General features: G+C 72.4%; 23 protein-coding genes. 21 read left to right on the forward strand and 2 right to left on the reverse strand.

Translation table 11 applies throughout. The features are described from left to right. The 10 genes from GB864_RS13510 to dapF form a co-directional block, all read left to right on the forward strand. Positions 1 to 1746 (forward strand): DNA translocase FtsK (locus GB864_RS13510; RefSeq protein ID WP_160425911.1); only part of this gene is annotated, 1746 nt, incomplete at its 5' end. A 19-nt stretch (positions 1747 to 1765) separates the two neighbouring features. Further along, positions 1766 to 2365 carry a CDP-diacylglycerol--glycerol-3-phosphate 3-phosphatidyltransferase gene (gene pgsA / locus GB864_RS13515; RefSeq protein ID WP_160425913.1) on the forward strand — a complete coding sequence of 200 codons (600 nt, stop codon included), beginning with the start codon at positions 1766 to 1768 and terminating at the stop codon, positions 2363 to 2365. Further along, entirely contained in the window at positions 2362 to 2859 is a 498-nt protein-coding gene (locus GB864_RS13520; protein ID WP_160425915.1) for a nicotinamide-nucleotide amidohydrolase family protein, read from the forward strand. Before pgsA ends, GB864_RS13520 begins: the two co-directional genes overlap by 4 nt. Positions 2860 to 3029: 170 nt before the next feature. Then, the gene (locus tag GB864_RS13525; protein ID WP_160425917.1) at positions 3030 to 3338 is read left to right on the forward strand and encodes a helix-turn-helix domain-containing protein; all 309 of its coding nucleotides are present in this window, start codon (positions 3030 to 3032) and stop codon (positions 3336 to 3338) included. Between the two features lie 67 nt (positions 3339 to 3405). Next, complete coding sequence (locus GB864_RS13530; protein ID WP_160425920.1) at positions 3406 to 3633, forward strand: DUF3046 domain-containing protein; 228 nt, start codon at positions 3406 to 3408, stop codon at positions 3631 to 3633. A gap of 341 nt (positions 3634 to 3974) precedes the next feature. Continuing rightward, positions 3975 to 5075: a recombinase RecA gene (recA, locus tag GB864_RS13535; protein WP_160425921.1), complete on the forward strand. Its 1101-nt coding sequence runs from the start codon at positions 3975 to 3977 to the stop codon at positions 5073 to 5075. Positions 5076 to 5564: 489 nt separating this feature from the next. Beyond that, positions 5565 to 5999, forward strand: coding sequence for a RecX family transcriptional regulator (locus GB864_RS13540; RefSeq protein ID WP_160425923.1), 435 nt, complete (start codon positions 5565 to 5567; stop codon positions 5997 to 5999). Between the two features lie 151 nt (positions 6000 to 6150). Next, the gene (gene miaB / locus GB864_RS13545; RefSeq protein WP_160425925.1) at positions 6151 to 7797 is read left to right on the forward strand and encodes a tRNA (N6-isopentenyl adenosine(37)-C2)-methylthiotransferase MiaB; all 1647 of its coding nucleotides are present in this window, start codon (positions 6151 to 6153) and stop codon (positions 7795 to 7797) included. A gap of 3 nt (positions 7798 to 7800) precedes the next feature. Then, positions 7801 to 8739: a tRNA (adenosine(37)-N6)-dimethylallyltransferase MiaA gene (gene miaA, locus GB864_RS13550; protein ID WP_160425927.1), complete on the forward strand. Its 939-nt coding sequence runs from the start codon at positions 7801 to 7803 to the stop codon at positions 8737 to 8739. Between the two features lie 118 nt (positions 8740 to 8857). Then, positions 8858 to 9769 (forward strand): diaminopimelate epimerase, encoded by a 912-nt coding sequence (gene dapF, locus GB864_RS13555; RefSeq protein WP_160425928.1) that lies wholly within the window; start codon positions 8858 to 8860, stop codon positions 9767 to 9769. A gap of 36 nt (positions 9770 to 9805) precedes the next feature. Here the strand turns inward: dapF and GB864_RS13560 are convergent, their stop codons facing one another. Further along, the gene (locus tag GB864_RS13560) at positions 9806 to 10420 is read right to left on the reverse strand and encodes a class I SAM-dependent methyltransferase (RefSeq protein WP_160425930.1); all 615 of its coding nucleotides are present in this window, start codon (positions 10418 to 10420) and stop codon (positions 9806 to 9808) included. Positions 10421 to 10496: 76 nt separating this feature from the next. On the opposite strand from GB864_RS13560, the gene hflX reads away from it, so the two are divergent. The 4 genes from hflX to GB864_RS13580 all read left to right on the forward strand — a co-directional run bounded on the left by hflX (position 10497) and on the right by GB864_RS13580 (position 16454). Further along, positions 10497 to 12053, forward strand: a complete 1557-nt coding sequence (gene hflX, locus GB864_RS13565; protein ID WP_160425932.1) for a GTPase HflX — start codon at positions 10497 to 10499, stop codon at positions 12051 to 12053. A gap of 285 nt (positions 12054 to 12338) precedes the next feature. After that, on the forward strand, positions 12339 to 13307 hold the full coding sequence (locus GB864_RS13570) for a methylenetetrahydrofolate reductase (RefSeq protein ID WP_160425934.1): 969 nt from the start codon (positions 12339 to 12341) through the stop codon (positions 13305 to 13307). 8 nt (positions 13308 to 13315) lie between these two features. Further along, on the forward strand, positions 13316 to 15631 hold the full coding sequence (gene metE, locus GB864_RS13575; protein ID WP_160425936.1) for a 5-methyltetrahydropteroyltriglutamate--homocysteine S-methyltransferase: 2316 nt from the start codon (positions 13316 to 13318) through the stop codon (positions 15629 to 15631). A gap of 73 nt (positions 15632 to 15704) precedes the next feature. Then, positions 15705 to 16454 (forward strand): alpha/beta fold hydrolase, encoded by a 750-nt coding sequence (locus GB864_RS13580; RefSeq protein WP_160425938.1) that lies wholly within the window; start codon positions 15705 to 15707, stop codon positions 16452 to 16454. Between the two features lie 34 nt (positions 16455 to 16488). Here GB864_RS13580 and lexA read toward each other — a convergent pair whose 3' ends face one another. Beyond that, a complete protein-coding gene (lexA, locus tag GB864_RS13585) occupies positions 16489 to 17181 on the reverse strand; it encodes a transcriptional repressor LexA (RefSeq protein WP_160425940.1) in 693 nt (230 codons plus the stop codon). Between the two features lie 316 nt (positions 17182 to 17497). On the opposite strand from lexA, the gene GB864_RS13590 reads away from it, so the two are divergent. The 7 genes from GB864_RS13590 to GB864_RS13620 all read left to right on the forward strand — a co-directional run. Continuing rightward, positions 17498 to 17869: a LysM peptidoglycan-binding domain-containing protein gene (locus GB864_RS13590; protein ID WP_160425942.1), complete on the forward strand. Its 372-nt coding sequence runs from the start codon at positions 17498 to 17500 to the stop codon at positions 17867 to 17869. A gap of 88 nt (positions 17870 to 17957) precedes the next feature. Further along, a complete protein-coding gene (locus tag GB864_RS13595; RefSeq protein WP_160425944.1) occupies positions 17958 to 19082 on the forward strand; it encodes a histidinol-phosphate transaminase in 1125 nt (374 codons plus the stop codon). Next, positions 19079 to 19684, forward strand: coding sequence for an imidazoleglycerol-phosphate dehydratase HisB (gene hisB / locus GB864_RS13600; protein ID WP_160425946.1), 606 nt, complete (start codon positions 19079 to 19081; stop codon positions 19682 to 19684). Before GB864_RS13595 ends, hisB begins: the two co-directional genes overlap by 4 nt. A 26-nt stretch (positions 19685 to 19710) precedes the next feature. Then, positions 19711 to 20349 carry an imidazole glycerol phosphate synthase subunit HisH gene (gene hisH, locus GB864_RS13605; RefSeq protein WP_160425953.1) on the forward strand — a complete coding sequence of 213 codons (639 nt, stop codon included), beginning with the start codon at positions 19711 to 19713 and terminating at the stop codon, positions 20347 to 20349. Between the two features lie 153 nt (positions 20350 to 20502). After that, a complete protein-coding gene (gene priA / locus GB864_RS13610) occupies positions 20503 to 21249 on the forward strand; it encodes a bifunctional 1-(5-phosphoribosyl)-5-((5-phosphoribosylamino)methylideneamino)imidazole-4-carboxamide isomerase/phosphoribosylanthranilate isomerase PriA (protein ID WP_160425948.1) in 747 nt (248 codons plus the stop codon). After that, positions 21233 to 22069 (forward strand): SseB family protein, encoded by an 837-nt coding sequence (locus GB864_RS13615; RefSeq protein WP_160425950.1) that lies wholly within the window; start codon positions 21233 to 21235, stop codon positions 22067 to 22069. Before priA ends, GB864_RS13615 begins: the two co-directional genes overlap by 17 nt. A 68-nt stretch (positions 22070 to 22137) precedes the next feature. Beyond that, the coding region (locus GB864_RS13620) for a pyridoxal-dependent decarboxylase (protein WP_336604006.1) at positions 22138 to 22777 on the forward strand (640 nt) is incomplete at its 3' end.

A 22777-nucleotide genomic window follows, 5' to 3' on the forward strand; every position in this document is an offset into this window, starting at 1 on the left:
GCGGCCGCGCCGGCGGGCGCAGCGCCCGCCCCCACCGAGGTCGAGCGCAGCGCCCCCGCGCTCCTGCCCGGGTTCGCCGCGGGGGAGGGCGTCCCCGAGGCCGCCGCCGAGACGCCCCAGCGGCCCTACCACCTGCCGTCCGCCTCGACGCTCGCCGCCGGCGCCCCCGCCAAGACCCGGTCGCAGGCGAACGACGACGTCGTGCGGGCCATCACCTCGGTGCTCGACCAGTTCTCGGTCGACGCGAAGGTGACCGGGTTCTCCCGCGGTCCGACCGTCACCCAGTACGAGATCGAGCTCGGTCCGGGCGTGAAGGTGGAGCGCGTCACCGCGCTCTCGAAGAACCTCGCCTACGCCGTCGCGTCGAACGAGGTGCGCATCATCTCGCCGATCCCCGGCAAGAGCGCCATCGGCGTCGAGATCCCCAACGCCGACCGCGAGATCGTCACGCTCGGCGACGTGCTGCGCTCATCCGCATCGACCTCGTCGAAGCACCCGATGACGATCGGCGTCGGCAAGGACGTCGGCGGCGGCTACGTCGTCGCGAACCTCGCGAAGATGCCCCACCTCCTCGTCGCCGGTTCGACCGGCTCGGGCAAGTCGAGCTTCGTGAACTCGATGATCACGTCGCTGCTCATGCGGGCGAAGCCCTCCGAAGTGCGCATGGTGCTGATCGACCCCAAGCGCGTCGAGCTCACGTCCTACGCGGGCGTGCCCCACCTCATCACGCCGATCATCACCAACCCGAAGAAGGCGGCCGAGGCGCTGCAGTGGGTCGTCAAGGAGATGGACCTCCGCTACGACGACCTCGCCTCCTTCGGTTTCCGGCACATCGACGACTTCAACAAGGCCGTCGTCAACGGCGAGATCGTGCTGCCCGAGGGCTCGGAGCGCAAGCTCAAGCCCTACCCGTACCTGCTCGTCGTCGTCGACGAGCTCGCCGACCTCATGATGGTCGCGCCGCGCGACGTCGAGGACTCGATCGTGCGCATCACGCAGCTCGCGCGCGCCTCGGGCATCCACCTCGTGCTCGCCACGCAGCGGCCGTCGGTCGACGTCGTCACGGGCCTCATCAAGGCCAACGTGCCCTCCCGCTTCGCCTTCGCGGTCACGAGCGTCACCGACTCGCGCGTCATCCTCGACCAGGCGGGCGCCGACAAGCTCATCGGCCAGGGCGACGGCCTGTTCCTGCCCATGGGCGCCTCGAAGCCGATCCGCGTGCAGGGCGCGTGGGTCGGCGAGCCCGAGATCGAACGCGTCGTCGCGCACGTCACCCGGCAGGCCCGGCCCGAGTACCGGGACGACGTCGACGCAGTGGTCGAGAAGAAGGAGATCGACGCGGACATCGGCGACGACCTCGAGCTGCTGCTCGCGGCGGCCGAGATCGTGATCTCGACGCAGTTCGGCTCCACCTCCATGCTGCAGCGCAAGCTCCGGGTCGGCTTCGCCAAGGCGGGGCGCCTGATGGACCTCATGGAGTCGCGCGAGATCGTCGGGCCGTCGGAAGGGTCGAAGGCGCGCGACGTGCTGGTCACCCCCGAGCAGCTGCCCGAGGTGCTCGCCCGGCTCCGCGGCGAACCCTCGCCGTCGAGCGCCCCCGCACCGGCCGCCCCTGCGGCGCCCGCGGCCGGCTTCGACGCGGACGACCGGTACGACGACGACCCCGTCGCCCGGCGCAGCGAGGGCCTCGAGGCAGTCGACGGAGGGACCGACGAGGACGCCTGGGGCCTGACCGGCCGCGAGTGAGGCCGGTATCCTGGCGAGCATGACCCACGACGCGGCCGACGCGGCTCGCACTTCGAACTGGAATCTGCCGAACGCGATCACCATCGTCCGCATCCTGGCCGCTCCCGTCTGCTTCTGGATGCTCCTCGCCGACGACGGGGCCGACGGCCCGTTGCGCTGGTGGGGCGCCGTGCTCTTCATCGTCGCGATCGCCACGGACGGCATCGACGGCTACATCGCCCGCTCCCGCGGCCTCGTGACCGACCTCGGGAAGATCCTCGATCCGATCGCCGACAAGCTCCTCACGAGCGGCGCGCTCATCTGCCTGTCGATCCTCGGCGAGCTGTGGTGGTGGGTCACGATCCTAATCGTCATCCGCGAGGTCGGCATCACCGTCTGGCGGCTCGTGGAGGCCCGCCGCGGCACCGTGCTGCCGGCCGCCGCCGGCGGGAAGCTGAAGACCCTCGCGCAGTCGCTCGCGATCTCGTTCGCCCTCGTCCCGCTCTGGACGCTCGTCGGCGACTGGATCTTCTGGGTCAACTGGACGCTGATGGCGATCGCCTTCGCCCTGACGATCTGGTCGGGCCTGCTCTACGTGCGCGACGCCGTCCGGCTCGCCCGCACGGAGCGCGCGGGGTGAGCGCGGCCGCGACCCTCGTCGCGGAACTGACGGCGCGCGGGCTCACGCTCGCGTGCGCCGAGTCGCTCACCGGCGGGATGCTCACCGCGCGGATCGTCGACGTGCCCGGCGCCTCCATCGTCCTCCGCGGCGGCATCGTCGCGTACGCGACGCCGCTCAAGCACTCGCTGCTCGGCGTCGACGCCGATCTGCTCGCCCGGCGCGGTGCGGTGGATGCCGAGGTCGCCCGGCAGATGGCCGACGGCGTGCGCCGTGCCGCGGCGATCGACGGCCGAGCGGCCGACCTCGGAATCGCGACGACCGGCGCGGCCGGACCGGACGCACAAGACGGGCAGGAACCGGGCACGGTGTACGTCGGGATCGCGTCCGTCGCGGGTATCCGATCGCTTGCGTTCCACTTCGCGGGCGGTCGTGCGGAGGTGCGCGAGCAGGCCGTCGCCGCCGCCCTCGACGCCGCCGTCGCGGAGCTCGCGGTCCTCGATCGATCGATCTGAAAGAAGGATCGATCCAGGGAATACCCATTGTGAACACGCCGTTACAACCGGCGGATTCACAACAAAGGTCAAGTCTGCGAGGCTAGAGTCTCTAGCCAAGCGGGCGGACCGTGGGGTGGTCCCGTCTCCCGGTTCCACCGGGAGCCGCACACCGAGAGAAGGAGGTTCCGATGGTTCTGGTTCGTCAGGAAATCGGCGATGTGCTCAGGGACTTCCGTCTGCAGAAGGGCCGCACGCTCCGCCAGGTGGCGAGCAAGGCCTCGGTGGCGCTCGGCTACCTCAGCGAGGTCGAGCGCGGTCAGAAGGAAGCTTCGTCCGAGATCCTCGCGTCGGTGGCGGAAGCCCTCGACACGCCCATCTCGGTCATCATGCACGAAGTCGGCGACCGCCTCGCCGTGCTCGAGGGTCTCTCGGCCGTCCCGGACAGCCTGCCCGACGAGCTCGTCGCGGAGTTCGACGCCGACATGATGGTGCGCTGATCCGCAGATCGTCCACGACGGCCGGCCCGGAAGGGCCGGCCGTCGTCGTTCGCCCGGAGGTCTTCCGATGAAACTCAGCGAGTTCCGCATCGCCGTCGACGACGAGTTCGGCGCCGGCTACGGCCGAGTGCTCGTCAACGATCTCGTGCTGCCCGGGTTCGGCCGCACGGCCGCTGAGGCCCTCGCGGTGGGCATCCCCGCGCGCGATGTCTGGCTCGCGCTCTGCGAGGCCGCAGACGTGCCCGAGTCGCACCGCTACGGCGTCGGGCGACCGACCCCGCCGGACGCTCGCTGAGAGACGCTCGGCGCCGCTCGGAGCGAGTCTTCCTCGCCTTCCGGACGTTCGAAGACGGGTTCGACACGCCGTCGCGCGGCTTCGAACGCATGTTCGGCATCGGCGCTATGCTCCTCCACAGACGGAACACGTCTCGACGCTTCCACGGATGCGCGACGCCGCCCGGCCCTGTCGGCGGTGGCTCGTAGCCTCGGATCAGTCGGAACGAGTTCCCGACCGCCTTGTCGATGAGGCGGAGGAGTCGAGGCCGGTCCCGTGATCGATGCGGGCCGCAGTGCCCGGCTCCGACGCGGAGCGACAGCCGAAAGGCAGCAGCCACACGACCCCGAAGGAGCCCTGAAATGCCCTCTCCCGTTGACCGCGAGAAGTCTCTCGAAGCAGCACTCGCGCAGATCGATCGCCAGTTCGGCAAGGGGTCGGTGATGCGTCTCGGCAGCGAGGACCGCGCCCCCGTCGAGGTCATCCCGACCGGCTCCATCGCCCTCGACGTCGCGCTCGGCGTCGGCGGCCTGCCCCGCGGTCGTATCGTCGAGATCTACGGCCCGGAGTCCTCGGGCAAGACCACGCTCACACTCCACGCGATCGCCAACGCCCAGCGCGCCGGCGGCATCGCGGCGTTCGTCGACGCCGAGCACGCGCTCGACCCCGAGTACGCCAAGAAGCTCGGCGTCGACATCGACGCCCTGCTCGTCTCGCAGCCCGACACCGGCGAGCAGGCGCTCGAGATCGCCGACATGCTCGTGCGTTCCGGCTCGATCGACCTCATCGTGATCGACTCGGTCGCCGCACTCGTGCCGCGCGCCGAGATCGAGGGCGAGATGGGCGACTCGCACGTCGGTCTGCAGGCGCGGCTCATGTCGCAGGCGCTCCGCAAGCTCACCGGCGGGCTCAACCAGACCAACACGACGATGATCTTCATCAACCAGCTGCGCGAGAAGATTGGCGTGTTCTTCGGCAGCCCCGAGACCACCGCTGGCGGCAAGGCGCTCAAGTTCTACGCCTCGGTCCGACTCGACATCCGCCGCATCGAGACGCTGAAGGACGGCACCGAGGCCGTCGGCAACCGCACGCGCGTGAAGGTCGTCAAGAACAAGATGGCGCCGCCCTTCAAGCAGGCCGAGTTCGACATCCTCTACGGGGTGGGCATCTCGCGCGAGGGCAGCCTCATCGACTACGGCGTCGACCAGGGCATCGTGAAGAAGTCGGGCGCCTGGTACACGTACGACGGCGATCAGCTCGGCCAGGGCAAGGAGAACGCGCGCAACTTCCTGCTCAACAACCCCGACATCGCCGCCGACATCGAGCAGAAGATCCTCGTGAAGCTCGGCATCGGTGCTGCGGGCGCCGCGGCGCAGGCCGCTGCCACGCCGGCCGCAGCTCCCGCGGTCGCGCCGGTGAAGGCCGCCCCGGTGAAGGCCGCCCCCGTCCGCAAGGGCGCGTAGCCGGTGACGGGCGATCGGGGCGAGTGGGCTCGTCGCAGCGCTGCACGTCGCGGGTCCACCGCGTCCGACCAGCACGACGACGGCGCCCCCGCTCCGGTCGCCTATCTCCCGTGGGTGTCGCCGGGCGGTGACGCGGTGGGGGCCGACGCCGCATCGGCACCTCTCGAGCGGACGACCGCGAGGACGTCGTCCGGCCTGACACGCGGTGGCGGTCCTGCTGTCGCCGACGCCGCGGAGACGGCGGTCGGGTCCGGTTCGGCGTCGGTCGACGAGCTCGGCTGGGCGATGCCCGGCGTCGAGATCGATGACGGCGGCGTGAAGTCGGGCCCACGGAAGCGGGCTGCCGACCGGATTCGCCACGAACCGATCGACGAGTTCGAACCGGTCGGCGAGGCCGAGGGCGCCTCGAGTGGTGAGCGGCGCATCGGCGGGCGGTCCATCCCGGAGGAAACCGGCGCTGAACGGGACGCGCGGCTCGATCGCCTGATTGTGGGCAGACTGCGACGCACGCAGCTCTCCGAGCACGAGGTCGTCGCGCTGCTCGTCGAGCACGGGCTCGACGACGACGAGTCGGGGGAGTGGATCGAGCGCTACCGGAGGCTCGGCTACCTCGACGACCGCCGCACGGCGGAGCAGCTGGTGCGTATCCAGCACGAGCGCCGCGGGCGCGGGAGCGCGTTCGTCCGTCAGGAACTCGCTCGGCGCGGCATCGCCGACGACATCGCGGCCGAGGCCCTTGCGGAGCTCGACGAGGAAGCCGAGATCGAGGTCGCTTCGCGCATCGCCGAGCGACGTGCCGGGCAACTGCGCGGCCTCGACCGGCAGACGGCGGAGCGGCGATTGTCGGCGTTCCTGCAGCGGCGCGGCTACTCGGGCTCGGTCGTCCGGCAGGCCGTGCAGGCCGCGCTCGACGCGGATCGCTGAGCGAGCCGCCCGAACCCGATGATGCTCGAGGCCGACCGGCATCGTGCGGCGCCGACGGGCGTCGCGGTCGGCGGTGGGCATTCCGGGCGGCGCGGTCGACGGCGGCGCGGGCTTCGACCCTCAGGTCGCGGCTCGTAGACTGGTCGCCATCATGAGCACGAGCACCATCTCCTCGTCCGGCGCCCCGAACACGACGGTCATCGACGGGTCTCCCGCCGCGATCGGCGCGGACGGCAAGCCGCGCACCTACGAGGTGCGCACGTTCGGCTGCCAGATGAACGTCCACGACTCCGAGCGGCTCTCCGGCTCGCTCGAAGCCGCCGGCTATCTGCCCGCGGGCGCGGGCGACGAGCCCGACGTCGTCGTGATCAACACGTGCGCCGTGCGCGAGAACGCCGACAACAAGCTTTACGGCAACCTGGGCCACCTCGCCGGCGTGAAGCGCCGACGCGAGGGCATGCAGATCGCCGTCGGCGGCTGCCTCGCGCAGAAGGACAAGAACACGATCCTGCAGAAGGCGCCGTGGGTCGACGTCGTCTTCGGCACGCACAACATGGGTGCGCTGCCGAGCCTGCTCGAGCGGGCACGCCACAACGACGAGGCGCAGCTCGAGATCCTGGACTCGCTGGAGACGTTCCCCTCGACGCTGCCGACCAAGCGCGACTCGAGCTATTCGGGCTGGGTCTCGATCTCGGTCGGCTGCAACAACACCTGCACCTTCTGCATCGTGCCCTCGCTCCGCGGCAAGGAGAAGGACCGCCGCCCCGGCGACATCCTCGCCGAGGTGCAGGCCCTCGTCGACGACGGCGCCGTCGAAGTCACGCTCCTCGGGCAGAACGTCAACTCCTACGGCGTCGAGTTCGGCGACCGCCAGGCCTTCGGCAAGCTGCTGCGGGCCGCCGGGCAGATCGAGGGCCTCGAGCGCATCCGCTTCACGAGCCCGCACCCGGCCGCCTTCACCGACGACGTCATCGACGCCATGGCCGAGACGCCGAGCGTCATGCCGCAGCTGCACATGCCGCTGCAGTCGGGCTCCGACCGCATCCTCAAGGCCATGCGGCGCTCCTACCGCTCGGAGAAGTTCCTCGGCATCCTCGACCGAGTGCGCGCGAAGATCCCGAACGCGGCGATCTCGACCGACATCATCGTCGGCTTCCCCGGCGAGACCGAGGAGGACTTCCTCGAGACCATGCGCGTCGTCGAAGCGGCGCGCTTCGCGAGCGCGTTCACGTTCCAGTACTCCATCCGCGCGGGCACGCCGGCCGCGACGATGGAGGAGCAGGTGCCGAAGGAGATCGTGCAGGAGCGCTACGAGCGCCTCATCGCGCTGCAGGAGCGCATCTCCTGGGAGGAGAACCAGGCGGTCGTCGGCCGCGAGGTCGAGGTGCTCGTCGCCACGGGCGAGGGCCGCAAGGATGCGGAGACGCACCGGCTCACCGGCCGCGCGCAGGACAGCCGCCTCGTGCACTTCGAGCTGCCGGCGGGTTCGCCGACGCCGCGCCCCGGCGACACGGTCACCGTGACCGTCACCCAGGCCGCCCCCTTCTACCTCGTCGCCGACTCCGTCGACGGAGCGCCGCTGCGCATCCGCCGCACCCGGGCCGGCGACGCGTGGGATCGCGCGCAGGCCGACAGCTGCGGCGTCCCCGCGGCCGGCGACGGCGCGGCCTCGAACGGCGCCGCGCGCGTCTCGCTCGGGCTGCCGAGCATCCGCGTGCTGCCGACGACGAGCGAGCCCCTCGTCAGCCCGGGCGTCGGCACGATGCCGATCTACGACGTGCACGACGACCTGCGGTAGCCGGTGACGGGGGAGCAGGGCGCGCTCGTCGCCATCGTCGGCGCGACGGGCACGGGCAAGTCCGATCTCGCGCTGGACCTCGCCGAGGCGATCGCGGAACGCGGCGGCACGGCCGAAGTCGTCAACGCCGACGCCATGCAGCTCTACCGTGGCATGGACATCGGCACGGCGAAGCTGCCGGTCGCCGAGCGGAGGGGTGTCCCGCACCACCTGCTCGACGTCGCCGCCGTCACCGACGAGGTGACGGTCGCCGCCTACCAGTCCCAGGCACGTGCGGCGATCGAGGAGATCACCGCGCGCGGTGCCACGGCGCTGCTCGTGGGCGGATCGGGGCTCTACGTGTCCGCGGTCATCCATGACTTCCGGTTCCCCGGCACGGACGCGGCGCTGCGCGCGCGACTCGAGGCGGAGCTCGCCGAGTCGGGCCCCGGCCTGCTGCATCGGCGGCTCCGGGACATCGACCCGGTCACGGCCGCGAGCGTCGATCCGGCCAACGGCCGTCGCATCGTGCGCGCGCTCGAGGTCATCGAGCTCACGGGCGAGCCGAAGGCGGCGAGACTGCCCGATGAGCCCGTCCCGTGGCGTCCGCACCGCACCCTGCGGCTCGGCTCGCCGCGCGCCGACCTCGTCGCCCGGCTGGATGCCCGGGTGGAGCGGATGTGGGCCGATGGACTCGTCGAGGAGGTGCGCGGGCTCGTGCCGCTCGGCCTCGAGCGCGGGGTCACGGCACGGAAGGCGATCGGGTACGCCCAGGCGCTCGCCGAGCTCCACGGCACCATGACGCGGGCCGAGGCGGTCGCCGAGACGCAGCTGCTCACGCGCAAGTACGCGCGTCGGCAGGTCTCGTGGTTCAAGCGCTATCCGGGAGCCGTGGACGTCGACGCGGCCGACCGGGCCGCGGCAGCGGCCGTCGTCGCGGCCGAGGCGAGGCTGGCGGCATGACGCGGCGACCGTCGACCCCGGAACCGGGCCGCCATCGGTGCGGCCTCGGTCGCGGGCGACCGCCGCTCGGCCGGGCATCCGGCGCCCTCGCCTGCCGGAGCGGCCATAGACTCGACGGATGCCGATCGAGCTCGCATTCACCAAGGGTCAGGGCACGGGCAACGACTTCGTGCTCGTCGCCGATCCCGACGACGCCGCCCCGCTGACGCCGTCGCAGATCGCCGCGGTGTGCGACCGACGCTTCGGCATCGGCGGCGACGGCCTCATCCGTGCGGTGCGCACGGCCGCGCTGCCCGACGGCGCCGAGATCGCGAAAACCCGGCCGGACGCGGTCTGGTTCATGGACTACTGGAACTCCGACGGGTCGGTCTCGGAGATGTGCGGCAACGGCGTGCGCGTCTTCGTGCGCTACCTGCTCGCCGAGGGCCTGCTCGAGCTCGCTCCCGGCGAGACCGTCGCGATCGGCACACGGGCCGGCGTGCGCGAGGTCAGCTCGATCGGCGACGACGGCGACGCCGGGAGCACCTCGATCGACGGTTTCGAGGTCGACCTCGGCGTGTGGCGCGGGTCCGGCGACGAGCCGCTCGTCGGCGCCGTGGGGCTCGACGTCGCGCGCCCGGGCCTCGGCATCGACGTCGGCAACCCGCACGTGGTCGTCGCGCTCGCCGACGACGCCGAGCTCGAGCGCATCGAGCTCACGCGGGCGCCGATCCTCGACCCGGCTCCGCCCGCCGGGGCGAACGTCGAGTTCGTCGTGCCCGCCGACCCGCTCGTCGTCGACGGCGTGGGTCGCATCCGGATGCGCGTCCACGAGCGCGGCTCGGGCGAGACGCTCTCGTGCGGCACGGGCGCGGCTGCGGCGGCGCTCGCCGTGCGGCACTGGGCCGGCCGTCGTGCTCCCGATCGCTGGGAGGTGCGCGTTCCCGGCGGCGTGCTCGGCGTGCGGGTCGTCAGCGCCGCAGACGGCGAGCACGTGCTGCTCTCCGGGCCGGCGACGCTCGTCTTCGGCGGCAGCATCCTGCTCGACTGAGCCGGCGACGCCCGCGTCGAGCGGGCGGCCGGGGGCCTAGTCGGCGTCGCGCGTGACGACGAGCAGGCGGAAACCCTTCGCCGAACCCTCGCGGGTCACGGTGTAGCCGTCGGCGAACTCCGCGGCGAGCCACCGGTGCAGGGAATCGGACCCGAGGTTCTTCTGGACGACGAGCCACGCCTGGCCGCCCGGTTCGAGGCGGGGGAGCCACTGGCGGAGCATGCCGTGCAGCACGTCCTTGCCGACGCGGATGGGCGGATTCGACCGGATCGAGCGGAAGCTGAGATCCGCGGGAACATCCTCGGGCGTCGCCGCGTTGACGTTGGAGAGTCCGAGGCGGGCGGCGTTGCGGCGCACGAGGTCGAGGGCGCGTTCGTTGACGTCGACGGCCCACACGGTCGCCTCGGGGGATTCGAGCGCGGCGGTGAGGGTGATCGGCCCCCAGCCGCTGCCGAGGTCGAGGATCGCCCCCGACTCGGGAGCGGATGGACCGTCCTCGAGCAGCACGGACGTGCCGAGATCGACGCGATCGGGGCTGAAGATGCCGGATGCCGTCTCCAGACGGCGCTCGGCGCCCGCGAGCCGCACGACGAGCGGACGACGGTCGGCCTTGCTCGCCGGGCTCGCGGAGAAGTAGTGGTCGCTCGACATGCATGCGACCGTATCGCACGGGTCTTCGAGGATGCCTCGGAGGGCCCGCGCAACGAGAGGAACTAAACTGGAACCGATGACCGCAGACGAACTGCAGACGGCGAACGCCCAGAGCACGCCCGAGACGACCCGCGACGACGCGATCGAGCGGGTGCTGGCGCACGCCGACACCCGGGCGGAGGTGCGCCGATTCACGGCCGGACCGGCCGAGGCGATCATGGATGCCTCGCACGCCGCCGGCAGCGGGTTCGACGGCGAGCAGTTCGAGCGCGAGGAGCGCGCGGCGCTGCGCCGCGTGCAGGGCCTCTCGACGGAGCTCGAGGACGTCACCGAGGTCGAGTACCGGCAGCTGCGGCTCGAGAACGTCGTGCTCATCGGCGTCTACCGTCAGGGATCGCTGGAGGATGCCGAGAACTCGCTGCGCGAGCTCTCGGCGCTGGCCGAGACGGCCGGCGCGCGGGTGCTCGACGGCGTGCTGCAGCGCCGTCCGAACCCCGACCCGTCGACCTACCTCGGCCGCGGCAAGGTCGCCGAGCTCGCCGCGATCGTCGCCGCGCTCGGTGCGGACACCGTCGTCGCCGACACCGAACTCGCCCCGAGCCAGCGCCGTGCGCTGGAGGACGCGGTCAAGGTCAAGGTGATCGACCGCACCGCGGTCATCCTCGACATCTTCAGCCAGCACGCCAAGAGCCGCGAGGGCAAGGCGCAGGTCGAGCTGGCGCAGCTCGAGTACCTGCTGCCGCGACTGCGCGGCTGGGGCGAGTCGATGTCCCGCCAGGCCGGCGGTCAGGTCGGCGGCGCTGGCGCGGGCATGGGGTCCCGCGGTCCCGGTGAGACGAAGATCGAGCTCGATCGCCGTCGCATCCACTCGCAGATGGCGAAGCTGCGCAAGCAGATCGCGGGCTTCAAGCCGGCCCGCGAGGCCAAGCGTGCGAACCGCAAGCGCAACGCGGTGCCCTCGGTCGCGATCGCCGGCTACACGAACGCCGGCAAGTCGAGCATCCTGAACCGCATCACCGGTGCGGGCCTGCTCGTCGAGAACGCGCTGTTCGCCACCCTCGACTCGACGGTGCGCCGCAACACGACGGCCGACGGGCGCATCTACACGCTCGCCGACACCGTCGGCTTCGTTCGCAACCTCCCGCACCAGCTCGTCGAGGCGTTCCGTTCGACCCTCGAGGAGATCGGCGACAGCGATCTCGTCGTGCACGTCGTCGACGGCGCCCACCCCGACCCGGCCGGCCAGATCGCCACGGTGCGCGACGTCATCGGCGAGGTCGGCGCGCGCGACATCCCGGAGCTCATCGTCTTCAACAAGGCCGACCTCCTCGATGAGGACGACCGCCTGCTGCTGCGCGGCCTCGAGCCGAACGCCGTCTTCGCGTCGGCGCGCACCGGCGAGGGCGTCGACGAGGTGCTCGCCGCGATCGAGCGGATGCTGCCCGACCCCACGGTCGTGATCGACCTGCTCGTGCCCTACGAGCGCGGCGACGTCATCTCGACGCTGCACGAGTCGGGCCGCGTGGTCGAGACGGAGTACGCCGAGGCGGGTACCCGCGTGCGGGCGATGGTCTCGCCCGAACTCGCCGGCCAGCTCGCCGAGTTCGCGGTCCGCTCCGCCATCACGGCCTGACCCCGGTTCGAAGCGCGGCGCGCGACCGCGGCGGGGCGGACGCACCCCCTGCTGCGGCCGTGCGCCCATCGCCGTCGCCGGGGACGCATGGCGTCATCCGATGACGTTTTCCGGCGGGTCTCTGGTCTCGCGGGGCGAGGCTGACTACATTCGCATTCGATCGAAGCGTCGGCGCCGTGCGCCGACCGGAGCGACCGCCGAGCCCGGCACCCGCCCGTGATCCCCGGAGCCGCCGGCTTCCGGGGCGCGGCGTGCCGCGCGCGAGAGTCCTCCCGAAGGTGTCGAATGACGGATCCCGCTACGGACCGGGGCGCAGAGCCCGACTGTCCGGACTTCCCGGTCTCCTTCGAGCTCTACCCGCCGCGCACCGACGCCGCGGCGCTCGCGCTCGGCCGCACCATCGATCGGCTCGCCGAGACGGATCCCGCGTTCATCTCGGTCACCTTCGGTGCCGGCGGATCCGATCGCAGCCGATCCCTCACCGTCCTGCAGTACATCCTGAACGCGACGAGCGTCGATGCCATGGCGCACCTCACCTGCATCGGCTCGTCGCACGCGGAGGCGAACCGCCTGGTGCGCGAGTTCCTCGACGCCGGCATCACGAGCTTCCTCGCCCTCCGCGGCGACCCGCCGGCGGGCGTCGCCGAGGAGGACGTGGTGCTCGGCGACGTCGCCTCCTCGGCCGAGCTCGTGCAGCTCATCCACCGGGTCCAGCAGGAGCGGCAGCCGTTCGCCCAGCTCGGCGTGCCCGGGAACCCCGGCGGTCGGCGGATCTCCGCTCGGCCCCGCCCGGAACGCGTCGCCGTCGCGGCGTTCCCCGACGGGCATCCGCGATCGCGCACCTCGCAGCAGGACATCGACGCCCTGCTCGCCAAGGAGGCCGCGGGCGCCAACCTCGCGATCACGCAGCTCTTCTGGCATCCCGAGGACTACCTCGGCTACGTCGAGCGGGCCCGCGCCGGCGGCGTGACGATCCCGATCCTCCCCGGCATCATGCCGACCACGAACCCGCGCCGGCTCGTGCGGCTCGAGGAGCTCACGGGGGTGCCGGCACCGGCGCGCCTGTCGATCGACCTCGAGATCGAGCCGGACCCGTCCGTGCAGTTCGACATCGGCGTCGCGCACGCCGCCGAACTCGCGCGGGCGGTCCTCGCAGAGGGAGCTCCCGGCCTGCACCTGTACACGTACAACCGCCACGAGGCGGCGCTCGCCGTGCTCGCACGGCTCGGACGCGTCCCGGCACGAGCATCCTGAGCAATCCCATGAGCGTCGCGTTCCCCGGAGCCCTCGTGCTCGGATACCCCCGCATCGGCCCGAACCGCGAGCTCAAGCGCGCCGTCGAGTCGTACTGGGCCGGCCAGCTCGACGCCGACGGCCTCGAAGCCGCCGCGGCCGAGCTCCGCGCTGCGACCCGCTCTCGACTCGTCGAACTCGGCCTCGGCCGGGAGGACTCCAGCCTGCCCGAGACGTTCTCGTTCTCCGACCAGGTGCTCGACGCCCTGCTCGCAGTCGGGGCGGTGCCCGGCCGCTTCGCGGGGCTCGCCGGGCTCGACCTGCTCTTCGCGCTCGCACGAGGCACGGCCGACGTCGCTCCGCTCGAGCTCACGAAGTGGTTCGACACGAACTACCACCACCTCGTGCCGGAGATCGGCCCCGACACCGACTTCTCCTTCGCCGACGACCGGCGGGTGCGCGAGGTCGCCGAGGCCCGGGCGGCGGGCTTCGTCACGCGTCCGGTCCTCGTCGGGCCGGTCACGCTGCTCGCGCTCGCGAAGCGCGCCGACGGCGCGCCCGACGGCTTCGTGCCGATCCAGCGCCTCGACGATCTCCTGCCGGTGTACGCCGAGCTGCTCGCCGCGCTCGCGGATGCCGGTGCCGACTGGGTGCAGCTCGACGAGCCGGTGCTCGTCAGCGACGCGGTCGCGATCGACCGTGCGGAACTCCGGGATGCCACGGCGCGCGCCTACGAGACCCTCGGTTCGGCGCCGCGGCGTCCGGGCATCCTCGTGGCGACGCCCTACGGCGACCCGCGCGACGCGCTGCCCGTGCTCGCCGCGGCCCCGATCGAGGCGATCGGCCTCGACCTCGTGCGCGGCCGACTGCCCGAGCACCTCGACGCCGCGGCGGAGGAGGGGCTCGCAGGCAAGGCCATCGCGGCGGGCGTCGTCGACGGCCGCAACGTCTGGCGCGCCGACCTCGACGCGGCGCTCGATCGGCTCGAGCAGGCCGGACGCTTCAGCGGGGAGATCGCCGTCTCGACGTCCACGTCGCTGCAGCACGTGCCGCACGACGTCGCGCGCGAGAACGCGCTCGAACCCGCGCTGGTGGGTCGGCTCGCCTTCGCCGACCAGAAGGTCGCCGAGGTCGCCCTGCTCGCGCGGGGGCTCGCCGAGGGGCGGGAGGCGATCGCTACGGAGCTCACCGCCGCCGCCGCGGATCGCGCCGCGGGCGCCGCCGCCGACGGCGTTCGGGTCGCCGCCGTGCGGGCGCGAACGGTCGGGATCGGGGAGTCGGACTCGCGGCGCGTTCCGTATTCGGAGCGGCTCGTCGCGCAAACGGGACTGGGTCTGCCGCCGCTGCCGACGACGACGATCGGCTCGTTCCCGCAGACGCCCGAGGTCCGACGTGCCCGCGCGGCCCTCGCTCGCGGCGAATCGAGCGCCGAGGCGTACGACGCCCGCATGCGCGAGGAGATCGAACGCGTCATCCGCCTGCAGGAGCAGCTCGGCCTCGACGTCCTGGTGCACGGCGAGCCCGAGCGCAACGACATGGTGCAGTACTTCGCCGAGCGGCTCGACGGGTTCACCGTCACGGAGCACGGCTGGGTGCAGTCCTACGGCTCCCGCTGCACGCGTCCGTCGATCCTCTGGGGCGACGTCTCCCGTCCGGCGCCCATGACGGTCGAATGGTCGCGATACGCCGCCTCGCTCACCGACAAGCCGGTGAAGGGGATGCTGACGGGCCCGGTGACGATCCTCGCGTGGTCGTTCGTGCGCGACGACCAGCCCCTCGGCGACACCGCACGTCAGGTCGCGCTCGCCCTCCGCGACGAGATCGCCGACCTCGAGGCCGTCGGCCTCGGCGTCATCCAGGTCGACGAGCCCGCGCTGCGCGAGCTGCTGCCGCTCGAGCACGCCCGACGGGAGGCCTACCTCGAGTGGGCCGTCGGCGCCTTCCGGCTCGCCACGGGCGGGGCGGCGGCGTCGACGCAGGTGCACACGCATCTCTGCTACTCGGAGTTCGGCGCCGTCATCGACGCCGTGCGCGACCTCGACGCCGACGTCACCTCGATCGAGGCGGCGCGCAGCCGCATGGAGGTCGTCGACGAGCTCGCAGCGGCGGGCTTCGACCACGGCATCGGACCGGGCGTCTGGGACATCCACTCGCCTCGGGTGCCCTCGAGCGACGAGCTCGTCGGGCTCCTCGAGCTCGCCGCCCGGCGCATCGAGCCGGGCCGGCTCTGGGTCAACCCCGATTGCGGGCTGAAGACGCGGGGATACGAGGAGACCGTGGCGACGCTGCGCAACCTCGTGGACGCCGCCGCGCGCGTGCGGGCGGAACTCGCCCTCGGGGCCTGAATCCGCTGAGAGGTCCATGAGGGTCCGCCGGTTGCCAGGGTCTCCCCGGCGACCGGCGGGTACCTTCGTGGCCATGCAGCTCGCGGTCAACGAATCCGGCGCCGGCGATCGCACGGCGATCCTCATCCACGGCATCATGTCGGATTCGCGCGCCTGGCACCGGGTGGTGCAGGAGTTGCAGGAGCACGGCTTCCGCGTGCTCGCGGTCGACCTCGCAGGCCACGGCAAGAGCCCGCGCTCGCACCGGTACTCGCCCGCGGGGTGGGCCGACGACGTCGTCGAGACGGTCGCGCCGCTGCTGGCCGGCCGCGCGCCGGACGTCGTGATGGGCCACTCGCTCGGCGGCCTCGTCGCAAGCCTCGTCGGCGACCGCCTCGCCCCGCGCGCGGCGATCTACGTGGACCCCGCCTTCGCGTTCCCGAGCGGCATCAAGGGTGTCGCGTACAAGGTCGGCTTCGCGCTCATGCCGCGGCCGAAGCGCTCCGCACTGGTCCGCATGAACCCGAAGTGGAGCGCCGACGACGTCGAGATCGAGCTCGCGACGCTGCGGGACTGGGACAAGCGCACCATCCTCGGCCTCGCGGACTCGCGACACCTCGTGCCGCCGGAGCGGCTCGTCGCGCCGAGCCTCGTGGTGCTGGCCGAGAAGAGCCTGCTCATCACGGCGAAGGCGGCGAACGCGATGCGCGGCAACGGGATGACCGTGCACACGGTTCCCGGGACCGGGCACACCGTCTTCCGCGACGAGCACGCGGCGTTCATGACGGTCGTGCGCGAGTGGCTCGCCGGCCTGCCGGCGCTGGCTGCGCGCTCGGCCGCCTGACGGTCCGCCGCCGCTCGCGCGACGCGGAGGGGGCTCAGACGGCGCGGAGCACCGCGACGACCTTGCCGAGCACCTCGGCCTCGTCGCCGAGGATCGGCTCGAACGCCGAGTTGCGCGGCAGCAGCCACGTGTGGCCGTCGCGCTGGCGGAAGACCTTGACGGTCGCCTCGCCGTCGAGCATCGCCGCGACGATCTCTCCGTTCTCGGCGGTCGGCTGCGCGCGAACGACGACCCAGTCGCCGTCGCAGATCGCCGCGTCGATCATCGATTCGCCGACGACCTTGAGCATGAACAGCTCGCCCTTGCCGACGAGTTGGCGGGGGAGCGGGAAGACGTCTTCGACCTGCTGTTCGGCGGTGATCGGGATGCCCGCGGCGATGCGGCCGACCAGCGGCACGAGCGCCGCGTCGCCGGCGGGCGTCGGCATTTCGGCGACCGGTCGCGGGGCCGGGCGGGGCGCATCGACGAGCACCTCGAGCGCGCGGGGCCGGTTGGGGTCGCGGCGGATGCAGCCGGCGAGCTCGAGCTGGTTGAGCTGGTGGGTGACGCTGGAGAGCGAGGAGAGTCCGACGGCGTCGCCGATCTCGCGCATGCTCGGCGGGTAGCCGCGGTCGGCGACGGAGCGCTGGATGGCCTCGAGGATCGCCTGCTGCTTGGCGCTCAGGCTCTTGCGGCGGCGGGCTGACCCCGCGCCGCGGGGGTCGGTCGCTGCGGTCTCGGCGGTCACGTCGGGCTCCCTGTCGTCGCGTTCGCATCGGCGTTGTCGGCGGTGCGTGCTGGACTCCTCGCAGGGGAATCGTCCAGATCTTTCGAAACTGTATCCGCCTGGCGCGCTCGCGACCAGCAGGCGGTGCTGCGTGTCGCCTGATTTCCCGCGGAATCGTGGGGGTGACACGCCGGCGATCGGGTCTTGTGTTCGAACGGAATCGAAGATACGTTCGGAACAGAGATTCGCTCCCGGTCCTCCCGGCCGAGGGCCGGGGCGATCTCGTCCAAACACCTGGCGGCCGAACGGCCGGCACGCATCGGAGGTCGGAGGGGTCATGAGCATCGCGATCGAGTCGAAGTTCGTCCCGACGGGCGCGCAGCCCGTGGCGGCGGTGCGCACCCGTTTGCGCCTGACGCCCCGCGGCAGGGCCGTGCTGATGGTCCTCGCCGCGCTTCCGCTCATCGCGCTCGCGCTCGCACTGGGGCTCGCCTCGGGCGGGGCGATCGCCGACTCGGATGTCTCGGGGGCGCCGGTCGTGTTCTCGACGGTCATCATCGAACCGGGGGAGACGCTCTGGCAGATCGCGCTCGACTACGCGCCCGAGGAAGACCCGCGGGATGTCATCGCCGACATCGTCCGGCTCAACGGGCTCGCGTCGACCGATGTCCTGCCTGGGCAGGAGCTCGCGCTGCCCCTCGAGTTCTGATCCGCGCCGAGGCGCGAGGGCTGGCGTCACGGGCGCGGGCCGCGCAACAGAGCGCAAGGCATCCGGGCTCGCTCGGTAGGCTGGAACGGTGACCTCGCTCGACGATCTGCCGATCCGCGACGACCTCCGTGGTCGTTCCCCGTACGGTGCCCCGCAGAAGACGGTGCCCGTGGCGTTGAACGTGAACGAGAACACCCATCCGATCCCCGAGGACGTCGCGCACGACGTCGTCGCCCGAGTCGCCGAAGCGATCCTCTCGCTCAACCGCTACCCCGACCGCGAGTTCACCGCGCTCCGGGAAGCGCTCGCGGGCTACCTCGGCCACGGGCTCGAAGCCGCGAACCTCTGGGCGGCGAACGGCTCGAACGAGGTGCTGCAGCAACTGCTCCAGGCCTTCGGCGGCCCGGGCCGCACGGCCCTCGGCTTCTCGCCGACGTACTCCATGTATCCGCTGCTCGCCGCCGGCACGGGCACGGCCTGGATCGACGCCCCGCGCGACGCGGACTTCGAACTGACCGCCGAGACCGCGGTCGCGGCCGTGCACGAGCACGATCCCGACCTCGTGCTGCTGTGCGCGCCGAACAACCCCACCGGCACCCCGGTCTCCCTCGAGGTGATCGAGGCGGTCGCCGATGCCGCGCGCGGCATCGTGATCGTCGACGAGGCGTACTTCGAGTTCGCCGAGCCCGGCGCCCCGAGCGCGCTGACGCTCCTGGCGGGGCGACCGCGCCTCGTCGTCTCCCGCACGATGAGCAAGGCGTTCGCGTTCGCCGGCGCCCGCGTCGGCTATCTCGCGGCCGATCCGGCCGTGACCGACGCCGTCCGGCTCGTGCGGTTGCCCTACCACCTCTCCGCCATCACGCAGGCCGCCGCGCTCGGCGCCCTGGCCCACTCCGACGAGATGCTCGCCACCGTCGCGGACATCCGCGGCCAGCGCGAGCGCATCGAACGCGAGCTCGCCGCACTCGGCTTCCGCCCCTACCGCTCCGGCGCGAACTTCGTGCTCTTCGGCGGGGTGGCCGACCCGCACGCGGTCTTCACGGCGCTGCTGGAGCGCGGCATCCTGATCCGCGACATCGGCCTGCCCGGCACGCTCCGCGTGACCGCGGGCACCGAGACCGAGACGACCGCCTTCCTCGAGGCGCTCGCCGCGCTCGGGTCGGCGGCCGTCGCGGTCGACGCCGACACCGAATCCGCAAGGAGGAGCGCATGAGCGCCCACCGCACCGCCGAGATCTCCCGGTCGACGAGCGAGTCGAGCATCGAGCTGCGGCTCGACCTCGACGGCACGGGCGTCGCCGATATCGACACGAGCGTGCCGTTCTTCGACCACCTGCTCACCGCGTTCGCCAAGCACTCGCTCACCGACCTGACGGTGCGCGCCCACGGCGACACCGACATCGACGTGCACCACACCGTCGAGGACACGGGCATCGTGCTCGGCCAGGCGATCCGTGCCGCGCTCGGCGACAAGTCGGGCATCTCGCGCTACGGCGACGCGCTCGTACCGCTCGACGAGGCGCTGGCGCAGGCGGTCGTCGACATCTCCGGCCGTCCGTACCTCGTGCACACGGGCGAGCCCGCGGGCTTCGAGTACCACCTCATCGGCGGGCACTTCACCGGTTCGATGGTGCGCCACGTCTTCGAGGCGATCTCGTTCAACGCGGCGCTCACCGTGCACGTCACGGTGCTCGGCGGCCGCGACCCGCACCACATCGCCGAAGCCGAGTTCAAGGCCTTCGCCCGCGCGTTCCGGCAGGCGAAGGCGCTCGACCCGCTCGTCTCGGGCATCCCGTCGACGAAGGGGGCGTTGTGAGCACGCCGCTCGAAGGACTCCCGCCGCTGCCGCGCGCCCCGAAGGTCGTCGTCCTCGACTACGGTTCCGGCAACGTGCACTCCGCCGTCAAGGCGCTCGAGGCGGCCGGCGCCGAGGTCGAGCTGACGAGCGAGCGCACCGCGGTGCTCGAAGCCGACGGGCTCGTCGTGCCGGGCGTCGGCGCATTCGCGGCCGTCGCCGAGCAGCTCGCGGCCGTGCACGGCGCCGAGCTCGTCGACCGGCGACTCGCCGGCGGCCGTCCGGTGCTCGGCATCTGCGTCGGCATGCAGGTGCTCTTCGAGCGCGGCGTGGAACGCGGCGTCGAGTCGGAGGGGCTCGGCGAATGGCCGGGCGTCGTCACCGAACTGCCCGCCGACGTCCTGCCGCACATGGGCTGGAACACCGTCGAGGCCGACGAGGGATCGGTGCTCTTCGACGGCATCGGCGACGAGCGCTTCTACTTCGTGCACTCCTTCGCCGCGCAGGAGTGGTCGCTCGACATCATCCCGCCCTTCCCGCCGGCGCGGCTCACCTGGGCCGAGCACGGCGGCCGGTTCCTCGCCGCCGTCGAGAACGGGCCGCTGTCGGCCACGCAGTTCCACCCCGAGAAATCCGGCGAGGCGGGAATCCGCCTGCTCCGCAATTGGGTCGCGAGCCTCCTCTGAGGCGCCGACCGGCGATCGCGTTCCAGCGCATCCGATCGCAGCCGTCCGGCCCGCGCCCAGGCGCGGCCCGGCGGTCCGAGTAGGATGCTTGACCGTGCCCGATCGGTCCCGGGCCACCTTCCCAACCCGCACGAGGAAATCCACGAAATCCACATGAGTGAGTTCAGCAGCACCCCCAAGCTCGTCCTGCTTCCCGCCGTCGACATCGCCGACGGCAAGGCGGTGCGGCTGACCCAGGGCGAGGCCGGCACCGAGACCAACTACGGCGACCCCGTCGACGCGGCCGCCGACTGGGCCGATCAGGGCGCCGAGTGGATCCACCTCGTCGACCTCGACGCCGCGTTCGGCCGCGGGTCGAACCTCGGCATCCTGAAGCGCGTCATCAAGTCGGTCCGGAACGTCAACGTCGAGCTCTCCGGGGGCATCCGCGACGACGAGAGCCTCGAGCGGGCGCTGAACCTCGGCGCGAAGCGCGTCAACCTCGGCACGGCCGCCCTCGAGAACCCCGAGTGGGCCGCCTCCGTCATCGCCCGCTACGGCGAGCTCGTCGCGATCGGCCTCGACGTGCGCGGCACGACGCTCGCCGCGCGCGGCTGGACCGAGGAGGGCGGCGACCTCTGGACGGTCTTCGACCGCCTCGAGCAGGCCGGCGCGGCCCGCTACGTCGTCACCGACGTGACCAAGGACGGCACGCTGCAGGGCCCGAACATCGACCTGCTCCGTCAGATCATGGAGCGCACCGAGCGTCCCGTGGTCGCCTCCGGCGGCATCTCGAGCCTCGACGACATCGCCGCGCTGCGCGAACTCGTCCCGCAGGGCCTCGAGGGCGCGATCGTCGGCAAGGCCCTCTACGCGGGCGCGTTCACGCTCGCCGAGGCGCTGGATGTCGCCGGCGACTGATCCGCACCGGGCGCCGGGCGCCGAGGGCCAGGCCTGGGCGGATGCCCACACGCCGGGCGGTCACGGGGATTCGGCCGGTCAGCCGTGGGCGGGACGCTCGTTCGAGTCGAACCCGTTCGCGGGCGACGACGGCACGGCGACGCCGGCCCTCGCGCTCGCGCTCGAGGACTTCGCGGCGGGCACCCGCGGCCCGGAGGCCGTCGTCGACGCGTTCCGCGCGGCGCGCCTGCTGATCCCGCTCGTCGCCCACGCCGGCGACGGCGGCACCGAGATCGGCGCGCACGGGCTCGCCGTCGACAAGAGCCAGGAGCTCTCGATCGTGACGGTCGCCGGGCCCGACGGTCGCAACGTGCTGCCGGTGTTCTCGTCCGTGGCGACGATGCAGGCGTGGAGCCCGACCTCGCGGCCCGTGCCGGCCGACGGCGGCCGGGTGGCACTCGCGGCCGTCGACGACGGCACCGAGCTCGTCGTCCTCGACCCGGGGTCGCCGAGCGAGTTCGCGATCCGGCGCCCCGCCGTCTGGGCGGTGGCGCAGTCCGCGCCCTGGACGCATCCGGCCCGTTCGCCCGAGGTCCGCGACGGCTTCCTGCGCTCGATCGCCTCCGAGCTCGCCGTCGTCGACGTGGAGCTCGAGCCGGGCGACCGGTTCCAGCGGCTCGTCGGGCCGGAGCTCGTCGTCCGGTTGCGGCTCGTGCAGGGCCTCACCCGCGCGGAGCTCGACTCGGTCCTGCGCCGCCTCGCCGAGCGTTGGGCCGCGGACGAGGCCGTCGCGACGCTCGTCGACTCGTTGACGGTCAAGCTGGCGCCTGCCGCCGACTGACGTCGGGCCGGGCGCTGGGCGTCCGCCTGACGCTTGCCGCCGTCCGATCGCCGCGGAAGACTCACGTCGTGGACGAGGACGCGGCCGACCCGATGCAGCAGTCGCTCGAGGTTGCCGCGACGCGCGCCCGCAGTTGGCTCGAACGGATGCCCGAATGGCCGATCCTGCCGACGGCCGGCATCGAGGCGGTCGAGGACGCCCTCGGGCGCGAGCTGCCCGCGCACGGGGAGGACCCCGCGGCGGTCGTCGCGCGCCTCGCCGACGCCGTGGAGCCCGGCCTCATCGCGATGCAGTCGCCCCGCTTCTTCGGCTGGGTGATCGGCGGCACGCTGCCGGCGGCGCTCGGCGCCGACTGGCTCGTCTCCGCATGGGACCAGAACACGGCGATGCGGAGCGTGACCCCCGGGGTCGTCGCGGCCGAGGAGCTCGCCGGACGGTGGATCCTCGACTTGCTGGGCCTGCCCGAGGGGGCCTCGGTCGGCTTCACGACGGGGGCGACGATGGCCGGCTTCGCCGCGCTCGCCGCGGCGCGCGACGCCGTGCTCGAACGCGCCGGCGTTCGCGAACGGGGCGATCGCGGTGGTCCGCGCTGCGGGATCCGCCGAGGTCTCAACGGATCCCGCAGCGGGGAAGATCGGAGGAGCACACGGCCGAACTCCGGGTGCCTAGGCAGCCGCGAGGCCGACGTCAGCACGGGAGGAGGGGGGG

The organism is Agromyces seonyuensis (assembly GCF_009789225.1).
Taxonomy (GTDB): Bacteria; Actinomycetota; Actinomycetes; order Actinomycetales; family Microbacteriaceae; genus Agromyces; species Agromyces seonyuensis.

Bases quoted from the DNA above. Each gene is read 5' to 3' on its own strand.
- pgsA (WP_160425913.1), top strand. From the start codon at position 1,766: ATGACCCACGACGCGGCCGACGCGGCTCGCACTTCGAACTGGAATCTG.
- GB864_RS13525 (WP_160425917.1), top strand. From the start codon at position 3,030: ATGGTTCTGGTTCGTCAGGAAATCGGCGATGTGCTCAGGGACTTCCGT.
- GB864_RS13530 (WP_160425920.1), top strand. From the start codon at position 3,406: ATGAAACTCAGCGAGTTCCGCATCGCCGTCGACGACGAGTTCGGCGCC.
- recA (WP_160425921.1), top strand. From the start codon at position 3,975: ATGCCCTCTCCCGTTGACCGCGAGAAGTCTCTCGAAGCAGCACTCGCG.
- miaB (WP_160425925.1), top strand. From the start codon at position 6,151: ATGAGCACGAGCACCATCTCCTCGTCCGGCGCCCCGAACACGACGGTC.
- dapF (WP_160425928.1), top strand. From the start codon at position 8,858: ATGCCGATCGAGCTCGCATTCACCAAGGGTCAGGGCACGGGCAACGAC.
- GB864_RS13560 (WP_160425930.1), bottom strand. From the start codon at position 10,420: ATGTCGAGCGACCACTACTTCTCCGCGAGCCCGGCGAGCAAGGCCGAC.
- hflX (WP_160425932.1), top strand. From the start codon at position 10,497: ATGACCGCAGACGAACTGCAGACGGCGAACGCCCAGAGCACGCCCGAG.
- GB864_RS13570 (WP_160425934.1), top strand. From the start codon at position 12,339: ATGACGGATCCCGCTACGGACCGGGGCGCAGAGCCCGACTGTCCGGAC.
- metE (WP_160425936.1), top strand. From the start codon at position 13,316: ATGAGCGTCGCGTTCCCCGGAGCCCTCGTGCTCGGATACCCCCGCATC.
- GB864_RS13580 (WP_160425938.1), top strand. From the start codon at position 15,705: ATGCAGCTCGCGGTCAACGAATCCGGCGCCGGCGATCGCACGGCGATC.
- GB864_RS13590 (WP_160425942.1), top strand. From the start codon at position 17,498: ATGAGCATCGCGATCGAGTCGAAGTTCGTCCCGACGGGCGCGCAGCCC.
- hisB (WP_160425946.1), top strand. From the start codon at position 19,079: ATGAGCGCCCACCGCACCGCCGAGATCTCCCGGTCGACGAGCGAGTCG.
- priA (WP_160425948.1), top strand. From the start codon at position 20,503: ATGAGTGAGTTCAGCAGCACCCCCAAGCTCGTCCTGCTTCCCGCCGTC.
- GB864_RS13615 (WP_160425950.1), top strand. From the start codon at position 21,233: ATGTCGCCGGCGACTGATCCGCACCGGGCGCCGGGCGCCGAGGGCCAG.